Origin of the sequence: Paenibacillus dendrobii, assembly GCF_009807035.1 — a bacterium.
GTDB lineage: Bacteria > Bacillota > Bacilli > Paenibacillales > Paenibacillaceae > Paenibacillus_AQ > Paenibacillus_AQ dendrobii.
In genome coordinates, this window is the sequence record NZ_WUBI01000002.1 from 15,178 (window position 1) to 32,539 (window position 17,362).

The 17,362-nt window shown below is 48.6% G+C and carries 18 protein-coding genes; 1 reads left to right on the plus strand and 17 read right to left on the minus strand.

Features of this window, described 5'->3' with window-relative positions; genetic code table 11:
* The first annotated feature begins 36 nt into the window (after positions 1-36).
* Positions 37-1,392 carry a solute carrier family 23 protein gene (locus tag GRF59_RS13685; RefSeq protein WP_160498290.1) on the plus strand — a complete coding sequence of 452 codons (1,356 nt, stop codon included), beginning with the start codon at positions 37-39 and terminating at the stop codon, positions 1,390-1,392.
* Positions 1,393-1,535: 143 nt separating this feature from the next.
* Here the strand turns inward: GRF59_RS13685 and GRF59_RS13690 are convergent, their stop codons facing one another.
* From GRF59_RS13690 to GRF59_RS13770, 17 genes are all read right to left on the minus strand, one after another.
* Positions 1,536-2,438, minus strand: coding sequence for a nicotianamine synthase family protein (locus GRF59_RS13690; protein ID WP_160498291.1), 903 nt, complete (start codon positions 2,436-2,438; stop codon positions 1,536-1,538).
* Between the two features lie 407 nt (positions 2,439-2,845).
* Entirely contained in the window at positions 2,846-3,544 is a 699-nt protein-coding gene (locus GRF59_RS13695) for a transglutaminase-like domain-containing protein (protein WP_160498292.1), read from the minus strand.
* Positions 3,545-3,574: 30 nt separating this feature from the next.
* Complete coding sequence (locus tag GRF59_RS13700) at positions 3,575-4,342, minus strand: helix-turn-helix domain-containing protein (protein ID WP_160498293.1); 768 nt, start codon at positions 4,340-4,342, stop codon at positions 3,575-3,577.
* Between the two features lie 156 nt (positions 4,343-4,498).
* The gene (gene rlmD / locus GRF59_RS13705; protein WP_202128685.1) at positions 4,499-6,067 is read right to left on the minus strand and encodes a 23S rRNA (uracil(1939)-C(5))-methyltransferase RlmD; all 1,569 of its coding nucleotides are present in this window, start codon (positions 6,065-6,067) and stop codon (positions 4,499-4,501) included.
* A gap of 85 nt (positions 6,068-6,152) precedes the next feature.
* Positions 6,153-6,482 carry a chaperone CsaA gene (gene csaA, locus GRF59_RS13710; protein ID WP_160498295.1) on the minus strand — a complete coding sequence of 110 codons (330 nt, stop codon included), beginning with the start codon at positions 6,480-6,482 and terminating at the stop codon, positions 6,153-6,155.
* 77 nt (positions 6,483-6,559) lie between these two features.
* Positions 6,560-6,736 carry a hypothetical protein gene (locus GRF59_RS13715; RefSeq protein ID WP_160498296.1) on the minus strand — a complete coding sequence of 59 codons (177 nt, stop codon included), beginning with the start codon at positions 6,734-6,736 and terminating at the stop codon, positions 6,560-6,562.
* 39 nt (positions 6,737-6,775) lie between these two features.
* The gene (locus GRF59_RS13720) at positions 6,776-7,990 is read right to left on the minus strand and encodes a hypothetical protein (protein WP_237391826.1); all 1,215 of its coding nucleotides are present in this window, start codon (positions 7,988-7,990) and stop codon (positions 6,776-6,778) included.
* 84 nt (positions 7,991-8,074) lie between these two features.
* Positions 8,075-8,533 (minus strand): hypothetical protein, encoded by a 459-nt coding sequence (locus GRF59_RS13725; RefSeq protein ID WP_160498298.1) that lies wholly within the window; start codon positions 8,531-8,533, stop codon positions 8,075-8,077.
* Entirely contained in the window at positions 8,526-9,062 is a 537-nt protein-coding gene (locus GRF59_RS13730) for an RNA polymerase sigma factor (protein WP_272914990.1), read from the minus strand. Before GRF59_RS13730 ends, GRF59_RS13725 begins: the two co-directional genes overlap by 8 nt.
* A gap of 188 nt (positions 9,063-9,250) precedes the next feature.
* On the minus strand, positions 9,251-10,135 hold the full coding sequence (locus GRF59_RS13735; RefSeq protein ID WP_160498299.1) for an NAD-dependent epimerase/dehydratase family protein: 885 nt from the start codon (positions 10,133-10,135) through the stop codon (positions 9,251-9,253).
* A 115-nt stretch (positions 10,136-10,250) separates the two neighbouring features.
* Complete coding sequence (locus GRF59_RS13740) at positions 10,251-10,943, minus strand: DnaD domain-containing protein (RefSeq protein WP_160498300.1); 693 nt, start codon at positions 10,941-10,943, stop codon at positions 10,251-10,253.
* 22 nt (positions 10,944-10,965) lie between these two features.
* Positions 10,966-12,261, minus strand: coding sequence for an asparagine--tRNA ligase (gene asnS, locus GRF59_RS13745; RefSeq protein ID WP_160498301.1), 1,296 nt, complete (start codon positions 12,259-12,261; stop codon positions 10,966-10,968).
* 51 nt (positions 12,262-12,312) lie between these two features.
* Entirely contained in the window at positions 12,313-13,521 is a 1,209-nt protein-coding gene (locus GRF59_RS13750) for an acetate/propionate family kinase (protein WP_160498302.1), read from the minus strand.
* Complete coding sequence (locus tag GRF59_RS13755; protein WP_160498303.1) at positions 13,518-14,390, minus strand: 3-hydroxyacyl-CoA dehydrogenase family protein; 873 nt, start codon at positions 14,388-14,390, stop codon at positions 13,518-13,520. The genes GRF59_RS13750 and GRF59_RS13755 overlap by 4 nt, the downstream gene beginning before the upstream one ends.
* A gap of 145 nt (positions 14,391-14,535) precedes the next feature.
* Positions 14,536-16,038: an AAA family ATPase gene (locus GRF59_RS13760; protein ID WP_160498304.1), complete on the minus strand. Its 1,503-nt coding sequence runs from the start codon at positions 16,036-16,038 to the stop codon at positions 14,536-14,538.
* Positions 16,038-16,562, minus strand: a complete 525-nt coding sequence (locus GRF59_RS13765) for a hypothetical protein (RefSeq protein WP_160498305.1) — start codon at positions 16,560-16,562, stop codon at positions 16,038-16,040. Before GRF59_RS13765 ends, GRF59_RS13760 begins: the two co-directional genes overlap by 1 nt.
* A 281-nt stretch (positions 16,563-16,843) precedes the next feature.
* Positions 16,844-17,359, minus strand: a complete 516-nt coding sequence (locus GRF59_RS13770) for a cell wall elongation regulator TseB-like domain-containing protein (RefSeq protein ID WP_160498306.1) — start codon at positions 17,357-17,359, stop codon at positions 16,844-16,846.
* Positions 17,360-17,362 lie beyond the last annotated feature (3 nt).

Below are 17,362 nucleotides of genomic sequence, written 5' to 3' on the forward strand. Positions count from 1 at the left end.
GATTAGAAAAATATACGATCAGAGGTGTGCATCCGAGTGATTACGCAAGCAGACAAGCAGGAAATTCCAGTGAAGTCCGAAACTCAGCATTTAACGGTATTACCCGATGAAAAAGTATCGGTCAGCAAGTCCATTCTTCTCGGCATACAGCATGTACTAGCCATGGACGTCTATGTCGTGCCGTTCCTGGTTGCGATGCTAATCGGTCTGCAATCGGACCAGTCCAGCGCGTTGATCCAATCGACGTTTATAGCAGCCGGGCTTGCAACGATCGTACAAACCTATTTCTGCATGAAACTGCCGATCGCCCAAGGGCCTTCGTATGTACCGCTGGGTGCGATTGTGAGTATTTATGCCGCTAGCGGCGGCGGGCAGTTAGGTTGGAATTCCGTGCTGGGCGCCAGCCTTATAGGTGCAGTCTTGGTCATCATCTTGGGCTTTACCGGCATTTTCAATAAAATCGTTAAATCATTTATACCGCCGATTGTCGGTGGTACGATCATTTTCATTGTTGGGCTTTCTTTATTGCCGGTTGCCATTCGAGACAACATTTACGGCGCTGCTGACGCTTCGATGAATCAAAACGTACTCTTAGCCCTGATCTCGGGCGCAGTGCTTATCGTCTTCGTCATTCTCGGTTCCCTGATCCCTCGCAAAGGATCAATTTTTCGGATTATGTCCGTCATGATCGCGCTCGTTGTCGGATGCATTGTGGCCGATTTCATGGGCGTTCTGGATTTCTCGGCTGTGTCCAAGGCTAAATGGTTCAGCATGCCTCAGATCCCGTTTGCCGATTTCGGCTTTTCGTTCAACTTCTCTGCGATCATCACCATGATCATTATTTATCTCGTACTATTGGCTGAAACGACAGGCACATGGTTTGCCGTCAGCAACGTCATCGATAAACCGTTAACAGAGAAGAACATTAACCGGGGTGTCATTGGGGAAGGGATTAGCTGTCTGATCGCTTCTGTGCTCGGTTCGACTCCGGTTACGGGCTACTCCACCAATGCAGGCATCATTTCCATCACAGGCATTGCGAGCCGTCGCGTCTTTCTTGCCGTCGGAGGATGGTTTGTCCTCTTCGGATGTTCGGGCAAACTGGCGGCACTGATCTCATCCATTCCAACCGCGGTCATTGGCGGCGTATTCACCATCGTTTGCGGTATTATCGCGATAAACGGCATTCAGGTTATGAAGAACGAGAAAATCGGCGAAAAAGAAATGTACGTTATTGCCATACCGATGATTCTGACCCTGGCGTTGGTGCTCATTCCGAAGGACTTCCTGTATTCCCTGCCAACCTTCGTACAGTATTTGCTCGGGTCACCTCTTCTAGCTGCTTCGCTGGCAGCGATTGTTTTGAATAAATTATTGCCGAGAGCGAAGTAAAGATATGTTCCTGTTTTCTTGATCCTCGCAACGCAAATGAAAGAGGCTGTCTCCGATCTGGGGGCAGCCTCTTCTCATCTTGTTTGATTGTCTGCTTGAATCCACGCTAATTTTCTTCAAAGATCTATGAATACGACTTCATGTCAGTTCGTTAGGGTAGGATGAGTCACATGTTCGAGAAATAACGTCGAATTGATGACCAGATTTTCTTCAGGACAAGTTCGTCCCAGAATCCGCCATCCCTGCTTATTCAACTGCGATTCATCAATCGCTTCATACATGATTCTCTTCATCCCCTCTGCGGTACGGACAGCTACTAAAGGGTCTCCGGAAGTTCGACTAATTTGTTCAAGGACTGCCTGTTTATTTCGAACGAGACTAGCCACAAAGATCCTGCTGTAAGAGCTGTAGTCGAACTCAGATCCATTTCCCATTACGACAGTAACTTTATCCTCTAAGCTCAAGTGTTCCAGCAGTTTGCATGACGCGTCATAGGCCACCGAATCCATTTCCAAGCAGACGACCTCCTCACCACCGATTAGATGTAAAATAATTGGACTTATCGGCATCGGCCCGCTACCTACGAAGATAATGGGAGACTTTTTTGCGTGACCATCCTGCCGAATGAATTGACGAAGTATGTGCAGTTCCTGACTAACGAGGGATATGTAACTGTTCCAGTTAGGTAAACTTGTTACGATATCTAAGGCCGGACCCTCCAAATTGCAAAAGTGACGAGAATCACGCAGCTCGACTAGAAATTCGGCTTCCGACAACTTATCCTGCAACCTTTGTTGGTTCATTCGAATATACTCGTTGTTTAGAACGACTTGTACCTCCTCCGGTACATAGCGGGACCGCAATTGAAGTAACAGATGGCTGATGATGTCCGTTACCAATGGGTTAGCAGGAGAAATATCTGTTTCCTTCTGAAGAAGTTCATTGGCTTCACGAATAAAAGCGATAAAGCTGTCGACCCTTTGCATCCCTGACTCGTTACCTGTATGTATTATAGAACCCGTAGAAGAAGCCTTCATTTTCCCCATTCCTCCATCACACCACATTCGATTTGTTACTACGAAATATATTCATGTGGTCAAGGATGTAGAAGGAAACCGGGAAACGTAACTGCACGCTGTCTTTATGAGTCGCGATTTCCGTTGTCCTGATAATTGAAGGCAAAGTCAATAGACCTGTTCCCTTTGCTCCTCTTCGTCATTGCAGGAGCATCTTTATATGGTATATCCAAAGAGGAACTGACTAGTATTAGCGGTTCCATGAATTTTATTGAAGCCAAAATAAGAATTGAATAAGGCATTCCCATTGTTGATATTTGGAATGAGCATTAATTTAGGCAGCAAGAAAAAAGTGAGCAGCAAGCACTCCACATGTGTCGTGCTGAGTGCAGAAGGTCAGAAAGAGGTGAGTGTTTTAGGGGTGTGCTAATCCCCCATTATCCTTGCCTTATGCGATTGACATTCCGATTCATCAGATGCCGAACAACCCGGCTATAAATCGTTTTCCTGAGCGGGCTGAGCCCTTGTTGATGAGTGAAGAAAAATACATCCGGACTGTTGTAAATCCCAAAATCCCGAACGATTCCTTCTTTTTGCACGTAGGTATCGTTTCCATTCCAATAAATATCCGGATTTTGAAAATTTTCTGTAGCAACACCGTAGCCGCAAAATGAACCCGTACACTGTCTGAATTTTTGCTGAAGCTTGGTCAAGTAGGGAATATCCAGTATAAACCCTTCGATATTCAACCACTTGCCTTCATAAAGCACTTCAACCCAGCTGTGAACGATCTCCCGGGGCGACAGTTGGTAATACCACCCTTTCATCGCTCCCTTTTGCAGTTTTTTATCAATGGCAAATCCATGCACACGACAAGGCACTCCCACAGCCCTTAGCAACGCCATAAAAAGCACACCCTTTGTATTACACTGACCATAGCCATTCTGCAAGACTACGGATGCCGGAATATTATCCGCCCTGTTATAGCCGAACAGGATTTCGTCACGGACGTAGTTATAAATGCCAAGAATTTGTTCCTTCCTGTGCATATGATTCCACTGTCGACTGTGAATGACTTGCCGGATCAGTGGATGAGAATAGTTCAGCAATTCAGTTTCCTCCAAGTATGATTTCATTGGAAACACCCCCTTGCACCAATTGTATGGTCAATGCAGGCAGGAAACTTCTAAAAAGACGCTATCTTTGCGAATATCCTTCGCCGTCATTCCCAGCAGCCGCTTGCTGGTGACGGCTAAATGCGACGGACTGTCAAATCCCGCCGCCATAGCCGCATCCGTAATGCTGAGCCCTTTAAAAATAAAATAAGTTGCCTTCTGAAGTTTGTGCAGCAGCATGTAGCCGCTAAGCGATATGCCTGTATTTTCTTTAAAGAGATGAGACAATCTGCTGTTGGACAAACCTATTTGCCTAGCGAACAGACTTACGGAGTGTTCGGAGTTGGTGCAATCTTTAATAAGCTGTATAAACTCTCTTATTCTCGGATCAACAATAGTTGTATTTACATGCTCCACGCCCAATAGTTTCATAAGTTGTCCCAGAAATGAAAGATAACTGTCCGCGTCCTTAACACCAGGATACTCTATTTGCACAAATTCGCGAATGGTCTTCATCATCCCCGGCGGAAATGCATGATATTTCCGATTCTCTGTATATCGCTTAAAGCTTCCCGCCATCTCAGATGTGCTGTCCATCAGAAGAAGCAACAAGGGATGTCCCGCTCCTTTTAGTCGATGAACTACGTTGGAATTGATAACGACGCCGGAGCAAGTCATGCTTTGTCCCTCTATTTCAATTTCAAATTCGTCCTCCAAAGAAATGGTCACCTGTAAAAAAGAATGCCCATGCTTTTCCGCATCAATGGTATTGGATATTACCAGCAAGTGATGCTCCGCCCCATACAAAATCATCATCATCCAATCACTCCATGCTCTACTCCATATGGCCCGGCACAAAGATGTCTACAAAAATGACAGCTTACTAATGTCCCCCATATGTCTATTGATACAACAAAAGCCCGTACCGTGTGAGGGTAGGGCCTCAACTTGCAGGTAAATGCGGCTCTTAAAATGCTACTTCCTTATGAGCAACGCACAGCACTCCACATGACTCGTCTGCGGAAACATATCCACCGGCTGTACCCATTCGATCTTATAACCCCCGCTGAGGAGTACCTGGCAGTCTTTTGCCAAGGTAGCCGGATTACATGATACGTACACCAGCCGCTTCGGCTTGGATTTCACGATCGCGTCCAGAAGCGGTCGTTCACAGCCGGTGCGCGGCGGGTCGACCACCACAACGTCGGGGCGAATGCCACGGCTCACCCAATCGGGCAGCAGTTGTTCGGCACGTCCCTCATAGAAATGGGCGTTATCTACGCCCGTGGATTTGGCGTTATCGCGGGCATCCAGCACGGCCTCGGGGATCAGCTCAATCCCGCGGACCTCCTGCGCGAATGGTGCCAGCCACAGGCCGATTGTACCTGTACCGCAGTATGCATCGACCACAAGCTCCGAGCCGCTAAGATCGGCAGCTTCCTGCACGGCATTATACAGCTTGACCGTTTGCTCCGGATTCAGCTGGAAGAATGCGCGCGGGGACAAGGCAAAACGAACGTCGCCAAGCGACTCCTCCAGCTGCTCTGATCCCCACAGGATGACTGTTTTATTGCCAAAGACAAGCGGTGATTTGCCTTTGTGAATATTCTGCGCAACCGTAATCACCATCGGCAGTCGCTCGCGGATCAGCTCAACCAGCCGTTTCGAGTCCGGCAAGCGGTCTGTGGATGTAATAAACGTCAGCTGCACCTTACCTGTAGCCTGACCTACGCGAGCCACGATGGTGCGGACCGCGCCATCGCGGTTTCGCTCATTGTAGACCGGAATCTGAAGCTCTTCCATCACTTCCTTGACCTGCTCCATGACGCGGTTCACCACGGGATGCTGAATCGGACAGCCGCTGATGTCGATCAGACGGTGCGAGCCCGCTGCATACAGCCCTGCGATGATATCTTCACCTTCACGTCCTGCTTGAAGCTGTGCCTTATTTCGGTACCCCCATGGATTGTCCATTCCAAAGATCGGCCGAAGAGGGATCTCCTGCAGTTTGGCATAACGCTGAAAGGATTCCCGTACGATTTCTTCCTTGGCCTGCAGCTGGGACGCATAGGTCATATGCTGAAGCTGGCAGCCGCCGCAGATACCGTATACGGGGCACGGCGGCTCTTGCCGCTGGGCTGAGCGCTTCTCAATTTCAATGATTTCTCCGTTCAAATAACCCGATTCGACCCGGGTCACTTTTGCTTTGACGACTTCATCCGGCAGCGCTCCATCGATAAAAACAGCCTTGCGGCGGTAATATCCGACACCTTCTCCGTTGATCCCGATCCGTTTAATGGTCACGATGATCCGATCCCCGGTCTTCACGGTCTCCGCTGAAGCAGACTGCTGATTCATGGGATGCTTCTGGCGATATGTCGCCTGCTTACTTCTTGTTGCTGAATGAGGTTTCCCCTGCTGCTGTTGTTTGGGATGGGCAGCCTTTTTCCGGGTCGGTGGAGCCATTGCGGGCTTACCAGCCCGCTTGTCCTGGCCGCCGCCTGCCTCGCGCCCCTCCGCCTTGTTGTGTGTTCTCTCAGCCATCCTCCGTAATCGCTCCGTTTCCTTCATGAATTCATTCTTTCACTATATCATAGTGGGGATTTTTCCCCAACGAACTTCCACTTTTTTAAGCAATCGGCGTTCCATTTGGTACAACCATATCCGGTTTCAGTAGCACCACATCGCCTTCCTCCGGCACACCTCCCAAGACAAGCACTTCCGAATCAAACCCGGCAATCCTTCTCGGCGGAAAGTTCACCACTGCTGCCACTTGTCTGCCAATAAGCTGATCAGGAGCATACCTGTTGGTGATTTGCGCCGAAGACTTCTTGATCCCGAGCTCGCCAAAATCAATCTCCAGCTTGATCGCAGGCTTCCGTGCTTTCGTGAAAACTTCCGCCTTCGTAATCGTCCCGATGCGAATATCCAATTTCAATAAATCCTCTATCGTTGCCATATGTATCACGCTCACAGTATTCGAATATTTTAAGTCTCGTATCATCTTAACAAACTGCCGCCAAGGGTACAAACCTTTTACGAATCCATAAGTTCCCTCCCCCAACAAAAAAGGAGCAGCATCTGCTCCTTCCCAAATGAAATATATATTTCCCAGATCACCAGATGATGAACGTCTTCCGGTACGCTCTCCATCCATTCCGGTAGTGTGATCGTGTGTTCCACTTCCTTCAGCGACTCTCGTACGCCGTCCACGACGCCTAGCGAGCTTAGCCCGGCGTCTTGGTGGGCACATCATTTTCCACGGAACTTCTCCTCTCTGCCCTCACGCTTCTTGTCTGTTCCCACCATCAACTTGATGCCACCCGCAATCAGGAGTATTGAGATGATCGCCGGCTTCAAGTAATGATCGACTCTGTAGTCAATATATAAATTCGGGAACCAGTTGCTAATGGCTGGGAACAGAATGCTGGTTGCCACATAATAGATTCCAAGCAGCATAAGCCCCACACCCAGCCAGCGCTGGTGATTCGAAATGCCTTCCACGATCGGGCGGTCAACCAGCGGCTCCCTGCCATACCGGCTCGTTTGCTGTAATCCGTCAAAGAACGAGAAGAACCAGATCAGCGGAATCAAAAAGAGAAAAAGCGATAAATGCAGCACATCCAGCACGTACACGCTGCCCAGGAAGATGACCATCAGCTGAAGCCCTCTCTTCTGCAGTCCAAGGTACATATGACCCGCACCCGGAAAAGCGGACAGCAGCGTAGCAATGACCTTGCTTCGCTTCCCGTCCTCGCGTCCCGCTTCCATATCATCGAACAGGCTTCGGTCTTGTATGACTTCTCCTGCCTGCCGGCGGTGAATGAGCTGAACGGCATCAAACATGCAATACAGCCATATGATCGGAAGAACGCCCAGAAAGAGAAGGAAAATCGTGTGACTGGTCAGGCCCGTCAGGAAAAACATAATTGTCCCAAGTCCGAAAAAGGCTATCAGGAACGACAATCCGCGCTGCATTAGACCCATGTGCAGATGGCCCAGCCCCGGGACGAAGGAGAGCAATATCGTGTAAAAGCGTTCGCTCTCGTAGCTCCGTACCGAGCCTGAAGGCGGAGGGTAAGGGGGCTGAAAGCCGTTCATGCCAGGCTGCTCCATGCCTTCGAAAGTTTCCTGATCCGGATATCCGCCCATGCCTGCGTGGGGGTTGCCCGGGCCAGCGTAATGCGGATATCCGTTCGGTGCATAGCTCCCCGGTCCGTATGGTTGCTGCATGGGCGGGATCCGCAGCAGGTATACGATCAGATCCAGCATGCAGATGATCCACAGCAAGGCGGCGCAGAATGCCGTAAGTGCAAAGACCGCCCCTTCCCCATTACTGGCCACAAACAGCATGAATCCGAGCAGGATTCCCCCAAAGAACAGCAGCGGATATATGAATCCTCTTCCCTTTCTCCCCATATAATAGTGTCCCAGCCCCGGAATGAAATTGAGGATGAAGGCTGTCATTTTATTGCGGTACGGTTCCACATTCATCTATCCTTTCAAATTAATTAATATCCTGCAAATATCCAATATCCAACCTAATTCAGCTTAAGGCTTCATCCGGTCAAGCCAGCCCGTCGTCACTCTGACCAGCTCCTCGCTGTAAGAAACCCTGCCCGCATGTCCAGCTTGCTGCGGATCCAGCGTAAGCTTGTCGAACCATCCTGCCGAGAGGAAGATCAGCGTCAGGCAGGCAGCAATCGCGTAATGGAACATTCGGTGTTCATACCAGCGGCGGTTTCTGTCTTTCGGTTCCGCAGGTAAAGGATTGATTTTCTCTCCGGATGATCCGAGCTGGTCCATGACTTTGTTCGCAAAATGCTCCGGCTCTTCCAACGCGGGAAGCGCCTGCGCCTCCAAGTCCATGGCCTGCATATAAAGCGTAAAAGCCTGCTCATCCGCAAGAAGAAGCGATTCCATCCACTCGGCACGCCTAGGCGAGACTTCACCTCGGATGTATGCAGCCCACTCTTCGGGCAGCGGTAATGCCTGCTTGTTCTCACTCATTCCACTCTTCCTCCTTCCAATGGGTACGAATCCAGCTTCTTGCCCGGTATAACCTCGACTCCACCGTTTTCACCGCAATATCCTGCTCTCTGGCGATTTGATCATAACTCTTTTCCTGTATATAAAATTGATTCAGAATATCCCGGTGCTGGGCAGGCAATTGGTCCATTTTTTTCTCTAAAAGCATCTTTTTCTCATGGCGGACCAGCTGCCCTAGCACATCTTCTTCCGCTGACGGCAAATGCTCGATCAGCTCGCCATCAGCCATTTGATCTTCCCGCCGCCTGTTCAGCCTGCGTTTGGCATCGATGGCTTTATGTACCGCGATGCGGGTAATCCATGTTTTGAACCCTTGGGAACGGTAATCCGGGAGAGATTTATAGACTTGCAAAAAAACTTCCTGCGCCGCGTCTTCCGCGTCTTTCTGTTCTCTAAGCACAGAATAGGCGGTTTGGAACACATGCTGCCCGTACTGCTCCACGAGCATCCGGAATGCAGCCTGGTCTCCGCGCCTGATTTGATCGATCAATCGTTCTTCGTCAATCTTTCTCTCCCCCTTCCCGTATCAATAGACGACATGGATTTTGTTACCCCTGCATCTTTTCCAAAAAAATATTTCAAAAGAAAACAGCCACATATTCCTGCTGAACTGCGACCTGCCGAGAGTCACACTTCAGGGGAAATGGGCTGTGTTGTTCTTATTACAATGCTACTGAATTATCTTTCCTGAACCGCCAGCTGGCGAATCAACGCCGGGAGCCAAGAACGCAAAGGCTGGAACTGGAATCCCAAGCGTTCGGCTTTATTCGTATCCATTACCCAAGAGTCAGGTACACCGAACGGAGATTGATCCTTATCGCCTGCCTGTTTGGAGATCAGCGCTTTCTTGCCGGTTTCCTTCTCGATCCAGCCGATCAGCTCGGACAGTTTGACATCTCCCTGGGAGCGTGCGTTAATCGGACCTTCGACGCGCTGGTTTTTCATCCAACTGAGGAAGGCTGCCGCCTCGCTTGAGGAGATAAAGCACATTTTCGCCTGTAGGTTCGGAATTCCGATCGGCTGCTCTTTTTTCACATGATCGATATGAAACTCCAAACGTCCCGTATAGTCGTCTTCTCCAAGTACGATTGGAATGCGCACTGCGGCGACCGGAAAATCAGCATTTTGGAATAACACCGCCTCCGCCAGACGTTTGCCTTCTCCGTACGAGAAATCATTTCTCCCGCCCATGGTGATCGGATAAATGTATGGGTTCACATCCTTCTCCTCATGCACACGGGAAGCAGGCTCGTAAACTGACAAGGTGGACGTTAGTATGTATCTTTTGACTTTTCCTTTGAATACATCACATGCATCCTGCGCAGCCTGAGGAGAATAGCAGATATTATCGTAGACGGTGTCCCACTCCCGGCCTTCCTCCACCGCTTTTGCCAGCGATTCTTTATTCTCGCGGTCCAACTGAATCCGTCCCACTCGATCACCGAAGCCGTCCTCCGTATTGCCGCGCGTGGCAATCGTAACCTTATGTCCTTCGTCCAGAAGAAGCTGGACAAGCCTTTTGCCGAAAAAACGCGTTCCGCCCAAAATTAATATGTTCTTCATCTATGGTCCTCCTCGTCTCTCGTCATGTTCATATATCATCATTTCATACTCTTTGTATTTTACCACAAAAAACGTGTCTTCCGGATGTTCTCCGAAAGACACGCTCCCGTGTCATTTATGATCGTCCGCTGCTGCGGAATTTTTGCGTATAGGCTTTCGCGTCATTCACCGTCTTCACGCGATTTCGGCTCCATTCAAGCAGAATACGGTCAATATACCTGAAATGCACCTTACCGGCGAATACCGCTTCCTTTAGCGCCATCCGGATTAATTCTTCCGGGTAGCGGTCCTGGTCAATCCAGCCGGAGATCGTCTCGCATTCCATCGGCGACAGTGGCCGTCCGAACTCTTTTTCGAAAACGATAAACAGATTATGTCCTTCTTCCTGATCAGATGTTTCATCAGGTTCCTGGCGTAACTTCTGGACAGGTTTGTTTTTCTCCTGAGCAGCCAAGCAGCGTCCCAGCATTTCGTATAGACCAGACAAATTATAACGCTCATATTGAATGTTCCGCAGTTCGTCAAGCTCTTCGTCGATGCTGATCAAACCTGCTTTTAACAATTTCTGAAGATTATGCGCGATCGTCTGGGTCGAAGTGCCCGTGACCTCCTGCAGTTCTTCCAGTGTGGGAAAGTCCTTCTGCTCCACCTGTTTGAAAGAAATCAGATGAATCAGCAGAAGCGTCTCTTGATCGCTGAGCTTCAGCTTACGGTAATGTTGGAGCAGGACATACGGAATAACCGCCATGCCCGCTCCCAAACCGGATGAAGCCCCCTCAGCCCATGTCTTCCATCCTGCGCTGTCCATGAGCTTCACCTCTCCTTATCTCTTATGGGTAAAGACGATACAAGGTACGAGGGAATGGAATGGTCTCGCGAACGTGATCCAGGCCGCAAATCCACGCTACCGTACGTTCCAGTCCCAAGCCGAAGCCGGAATGCGGAACGGTTCCGTAGGTACGCAGATCCATATACCATTGATACGTTTCCATGGAAAGATCATGTTCCTTGAAGCGCTGCTCCAGCAGAGCCGGATCGTCGATACGCTGCGAGCCGCCAATGATTTCCCCGTAACCTTCCGGTGCGATCATGTCGGCACACAACACGACTTCCGGACGGTTTGGATCTGGTTTCATATAGAATGCCTTAATTCCTGCAGGATAATGCGTGATGAACACCGGCTTGTCGTATTTCTCGGCAATAGCCGTTTCATGCGGCGCACCGAAGTCCTCGCCCCAAGGAATGTCGAACCCTTCCCCTTGAAGGAATTCGATGGCATCGTCATAAGAAATGCGCGGGAACGGAGCCTTGATATTTTCCAATTTGGTAATATCGCGTCCTACCGCTTCCAGTTCGGTCTTGCAGTTCTTCACGACGGATTGAACCACATAGCTGATAAATTGCTCCTGAACCTGAAGGCTCTCTTCATGATCAGTAAACGCCATTTCCGGCTCGATCATCCAGAATTCAATCAGGTGGCGGCGCGTTTTTGATTTTTCCGCGCGGAATGTCGGCCCGAACGAATATACTTTTCCGAGCGCCATGGCTGCGGCTTCCATGTACAGCTGTCCGCTTTGCGTCAAATAGGCGTCCTCTTCAAAATACTTCGTATGGAACAAATTCGTCGTTCCCTCCGCAGAAGTCGGAGTCAAAATCGGTGGATCGACCAGCGTAAATCCGTTTTGATCAAAAAACTCCTGAACGGCACGGATAATTTCGCCGCGAATTACGAGAATGGCACGCTGCTTCGGCGAACGCAGCCATAGGTGACGGTGGTCCATCAGGAAATCTACGCCATGCTCCTTCGGAGTAATCGGGTAGTTCTCGGTCAAATGGATGATCTCAAGACCTGTTACGGTCATCTCGTAACCGGATTGACTGCGAGGCTCCTCCCGAATGATGCCGGTAACATACACGGAGCTCTCCTGGGTCAAGCTCTTCGCATCGTTCCATACCTGCTCGGGCACTTCGCTTTTCACGACGACGCCCTGAATATATCCGCTGCCGTCACGCAGCTGCAGAAACTGGATTTTCCCGCTTGAACGCTTGTTATTAATCCAGCTGCCGATGGTTACGGTTTCTCCTACATGCTGATTCACATCACGAATCATACTTTTGGTGGCCATGCCTAAATCTCTCCCTTTGCTATGCTTGCTTAATTTCAGTTACCAAAGTCTCTACGACTTCAATCCCTGAACGATGCGGTTCGTATCCCGGGCAATGACAAGTTCTTCATTGGTCGGAACCACGAGAACCTGCACCTTGGAATTGGCCGTAGAAATGCGGCGCGGTTCGCCGGAACGAATCTCATTCAATTCCTCGTCCAGCTCAACGCCTAGATAAGTCAAATTTTCGCATACTTTTTTCCGTAAAACAACCGAATTCTCTCCAACGCCTGCTGTGAATACAATCACATCAACGCCATTCATGACGGCTGCGTAAGATCCAATATATTTACGGAGACGGTATTCGTACATCTCGAAGGCAAGCTTTGAATTGGCATCGCCCTTTTGCATGCCCTCGGTAATTTCACGCATATCGCTGCTGATTCCGGAAATGGCGAGAAGTCCGCTGTGTTTGTTCAGCATCGAGTTCACTTCATTCACCGTCAGTTCTTCCTTGTTCATAACGTAAGGCACAATCGCCGGATCCAAGTCACCGCTGCGGGTACCCATCATCAATCCTTCTAGCGGGGTCATCCCCATGGAGGTGTCAATCGAACGGCCTTCTTGTACTGCCGTAAGACTGGCTCCGTTGCCGATATGACAGGAGATGATCTTCAACTCCTCAATCGGACGATCCAGGAATTCCGCTGCAGCCTTGCTTACGAATTCATGAGAAGTACCATGTGCGCCGTACCGACGTACCTTATGCTTCTTGTAAAGTACTCTTGGGATAGCATACAGATAGGCGTTCTCAGGCATGGATTGGTGGAAGGCCGTGTCAAATACCACAACCTGAGGGACATGAGGCATATTAGACTCCGCTGCCTTGATCCCCATCATGGATGCAGGGTTATGAAGCGGCGCAAGATCGAACAGCTGCCGGATCTTTGTTTTCACGTCTCCATCAACCAGCGCGGATTCTCCAAAGTATTCCCCGCCGTGAACCACACGATGTCCTACCGCTTCAATTTCATCCACGGAGCCAATGACGCCATGTTCCTTATCCGTCAGAAGAGACAGTACCTTGCGGACCGCTGTCGTGTGCTCCAGAATTTCGCTGACTTCGCTCACTTCAGCTAAGCCGGCAGGTTTATGGGTTACAATCGAAGAATCCATGCCAATCCGTTCAACCAGGCCTTTTGCCAGAACAGACTCATCCTTCATATCGTAAAGCTGGTATTTCAATGAGGAACTTCCTGCATTTATGACTAAAACTTTCATACCCGGTCACCATCCTTGTCATACTTAAAGAAGCCTTCGCCCGTTTTCACGCCCAAATGTCCTGCACGCACCATTTTCTTCAATATAATGGAAGGACGGTATTTGAGTTCGCCGAACTCACGGAACATACGGTCCAGAGCAGCTAAAACGGAATCAAGACCGAAGCGGTCAGCCATCTCCAAAGGTCCGTATTGGAATTGATAGCCAATACGCATAGCATCATCGATGTCCTCGGGAGATGCCACACCTTCCTGAAGAATATGTAACGCTTCGTTAATCATTAAGCAAATCATACGGCTCGAAACGAAGCCGGGAGATTCGAACACCATAATGCCTTTTTTATGGACTACTTCTTCCACAAATCGTTTGGTTTCGGAAAAGGTCGTATCCGAGGTTTTCAGTCCACGAATGATCTCCACAAGATCCACTTTGCTTACCGGATGAATAAAGTGCATGCCGATAACGCGTTCGGGATACATCGTAGTGCTGGCAAGCTCGGTCAAGCTGAGTGAAGAGGTGTTGCTGGCAAGGATAATATGATTAGGACAAACTTGATCCAGCTGTGAGAACACCTGCTTCTTCGCATCCAAATCTTCGGAAATGGTCTCAATGACCATATCGCAAGTGCCCAGCTCCGCAAGATGAACCACTTTATGAATTCTGCCCAAAATTAATTTTTTTTCAGCCTGGGTAATTGCCCATTTTTCGAGCTGTTTGTCCAGACTCAATTCGATCATAGAATAGGAATATTCCAGTTTCTCTGGCGTTATCTCAACTAAAAGCACATCCAGGCCACGCGCAGCCAGCATCTCTGCGATTCCTTGACCCATCGTCCCTCCGCCGATTACACCAATTTTTTTAAAGTACATATTTCTGTCCACCTTCCTATGGTCACTATTACTATATTTATAATGTACCCGATTCTATTTGTCTGTGAGAGAGTACATAGTGACCCAAGCTATAATAATAACTTAGCACAGAAAAAAAGTAAAAAAAAAGTACCAGCATCACAATCTATGCTGGTAACAGGGAATGTTCATGAAATAGACAACGAAATTGATCGCCCGACAACGTCTCCTCTTTAAGCAATATATCAAGTGATTGCTCATAGATCGTTCGGCGCTCTTCGAGCATGGTCCGTGTCCGTTTCATTAAGTCTTCTAGTATGATATGGTTCTCTTTCATAAGCTCTTCTTTCGTAACCATGTCCAGATCTACTATGCCAAGAGTGGTTAATCCGGATTTCATCATGGTTTGCACAATATTCAGCGCTTGCTCAAAGTCATTGCTCGACCCCGTGCTTCTTCCGCCGTAGAATATCTCTTCCGAAGCGGCACCGCCGAGGGCAATCATAATCTGCTCTTCCAGGAACGCTTTGGTATATAAATATTGTTCCTGCTGCGGATTATGGCGAACATATCCAAGTGCTTTGCCCCGAGGGCTAAGTGCAACCTGGCTCACGCTGCCAGGACGTACGAGCTCTGCCATGATCGCATGTCCGAGTTCGTGAATCGCCACACGTTTTTTCTCTTCGAGTGTCGATTCGCGATCGGTGCGTTCACCCATCATCACTTTATCAATGGACATAGACAGATGTCTCTGTTCTATTTCTTTTAACCCTTCACGCATCGCATAAATGGCTGCTTCATTCATGACACTTTCAAGCTGTGCTCCTGAGAATCCGTAGGATTCCTCGGCGATTTTTTCGAGATTGGCTTCATCTTTTAGCGGTTTATTCTTGGCATGAAGCTCAAGGATATGCTTGCGGCCTTTTTTATCGGGCAGATCCACTTGAATGTGCCGGTCGAATCGTCCCGGACGCAGCAGAGCGCTGTCCAGCATTTCTTTCCGGTTGGTCGCTGCAATCAGCAGGATTCGCGGACTGTCGGAAGAATAAATACCATCCATTTCCGTCAGCAGCTGATTCAAGGTCTGATCATATTCACGCTGCTGTCCACCTTCGCGTTTACCGCCGATAACATCGATCTCATCTATAAAAATAATGGCGCTTTGCTTATTTTCCTTCGCTGCGCGGTTGCGTGCGTCACGAAACAGCTCACGTACGCGCCCGGCACCAACACCGACATACATCTCTACGAACTCACTGCCTGACGAAGCAACGAACACCGAATCGGTATAATGGGCCGCCGCCTTGGCCATGAGTGTTTTGCCGGTACCCGGAGGGCCCGTCAGCAAAATCCCTTTTAAAGGACGAATACCAAGCTTGCGGATTTCTTCATGCTTTATCAGAAAATCGAGGGCTTCCATCAGCTCCTGCTTGGCGTTATCCTGCCCGCCAATCTGCTCAAACGTCAGTTTTTGCGGGCCGCTCTTCTTGCGCTTGCGCTCAGCGCCGGCTCCAACGGCCAGCCCACCGCGCATATTTGCCACGAACAGCAATCCACCGATCATGAGGCCTGCAATCACAAGAGGAATGATATTAACACCAATATAAGCAAGAAAAATAAATAATACAGGCACAAAACCAATGAGTATTTCTTTTAGGAATCTTGGCATTATTCCCACACTCCCATCTTGCCGGGATCCCGAGGCAAGACGATAAACTTGCTAGCCGCCCCGTCACTTAAACTGATATACACGTTTTTATTGTCCATTTCCGTTTGGGTCTTAATTCCCGAATCCTTTGCCAGTATCTGCAGCTTGGCCGGGATATCAGTATACTTCTTATTATCCATAGCTTCCGCGACCGTAAACATAGCGGAGTCCCAATAACGGTTCAACTTGTCCGAGGAATGATCCACGAAATCAAATTTCAAGGTACGGTTTCCCACGACGGATTTCCCTTTGGTAGTGATTTGGTCGACAAGACCTGATAAATTGGTATCAGGCTTCAAATCAAGTTTCAAATTGATCTGATTGCGGTTAATATTAAATTGGGCGTTATTGACGCCGTTATAATCTTGGACGATTTTTTGAAGCGGCCCCTGCATGGTGGTCTGTCGGTAAAAGAACCAGCCGCCAAACAGCACCGTGGCAGATACGACAACAGTAAGCACAATGGGTATTGGACGCAGTTTCAAACGTTAGTCCTCCTCTCAAAATAAAAACCAGGTTACTTATATCATACGAAAAATAGACAACCGCGGCAAAGGAGCTCATCCAAAAGCTTCTCGTCACGGTTTTCTGGCATTCTTTCTATCATAAAGACAGCTAAGTCATATATCTCTTGAATACAAATAAAAGTATATCACATCGTATATATTTATTCGAAGGTAAAGTGTGAAAATATTTAAAATTTTATCCTGCTCACGCCAAAGAACCCCATTTTTCAATGAGGTTCTTCCATATAAAGGGACTTCATCTATCTATTCGGAAGTGTAAATGGTCCTCCGATACTTTGTCCGTCGCTGAAACGATAGAATTGATAATAATAATGATCATTGGAGCGGTAATATAACTGCCATGCATATTCGCCGTTGTACATTCCCGGCTGTAATCTCAGCTTGTCCAAATCCGGTACTTCCTTTTTGATCTTTTCCTTGATCTTTCCTTCAGAAATACCATTCGCCAGCATTTCCTCGTGAACGGCTCCGTCTCCTGACTTAATCTTTCCGTTTTGGTCCATGATCACCCACACCATCACCGGCCGATTTTCTTTATCCAGACCTTCTATCGTCCAGCAGATGGTATCCCAGACTGATTTTTGCGTATCGGTTACCTTGACCAGGCTGGTCTCCTGCTTGGCTTTGAGAATAGCTGCCGTTTCATCGGCCCGCATATCCTGCGTCACGTATATGTAGTAGCGGTACGAACCGAAACCGAGCAAGATGAGAATCACGATAACCAAAGTAATCCATAATTTTTTATTCTTCAGCATAAG

Coding starts and splice junctions, on each gene's coding strand:
- GRF59_RS13690 (WP_160498291.1), bottom strand. CDS start 2,438: ATGGGGAAAATGAAGGCTTCTTCTACGGGTTCTATAATACATACAGGT.
- GRF59_RS13695 (WP_160498292.1), bottom strand. CDS start 3,544: ATGAAATCATACTTGGAGGAAACTGAATTGCTGAACTATTCTCATCCA.
- GRF59_RS13700 (WP_160498293.1), bottom strand. CDS start 4,342: ATGATGATGATTTTGTATGGGGCGGAGCATCACTTGCTGGTAATATCC.
- rlmD (WP_202128685.1), bottom strand. CDS start 6,067: ATGGCTGAGAGAACACACAACAAGGCGGAGGGGCGCGAGGCAGGCGGC.
- csaA (WP_160498295.1), bottom strand. CDS start 6,482: ATGGCAACGATAGAGGATTTATTGAAATTGGATATTCGCATCGGGACG.
- GRF59_RS13720 (WP_237391826.1), bottom strand. CDS start 7,990: ATGACAGCCTTCATCCTCAATTTCATTCCGGGGCTGGGACACTATTAT.
- GRF59_RS13725 (WP_160498298.1), bottom strand. CDS start 8,533: ATGAGTGAGAACAAGCAGGCATTACCGCTGCCCGAAGAGTGGGCTGCA.
- GRF59_RS13735 (WP_160498299.1), bottom strand. CDS start 10,135: ATGAAGAACATATTAATTTTGGGCGGAACGCGTTTTTTCGGCAAAAGG.
- GRF59_RS13740 (WP_160498300.1), bottom strand. CDS start 10,943: ATGGACAGCGCAGGATGGAAGACATGGGCTGAGGGGGCTTCATCCGGT.
- asnS (WP_160498301.1), bottom strand. CDS start 12,261: ATGGCCACCAAAAGTATGATTCGTGATGTGAATCAGCATGTAGGAGAA.
- GRF59_RS13750 (WP_160498302.1), bottom strand. CDS start 13,521: ATGAAAGTTTTAGTCATAAATGCAGGAAGTTCCTCATTGAAATACCAG.
- GRF59_RS13755 (WP_160498303.1), bottom strand. CDS start 14,390: ATGTACTTTAAAAAAATTGGTGTAATCGGCGGAGGGACGATGGGTCAA.
- GRF59_RS13760 (WP_160498304.1), bottom strand. CDS start 16,038: ATGCCAAGATTCCTAAAAGAAATACTCATTGGTTTTGTGCCTGTATTA.
- GRF59_RS13770 (WP_160498306.1), bottom strand. CDS start 17,359: ATGCTGAAGAATAAAAAATTATGGATTACTTTGGTTATCGTGATTCTC.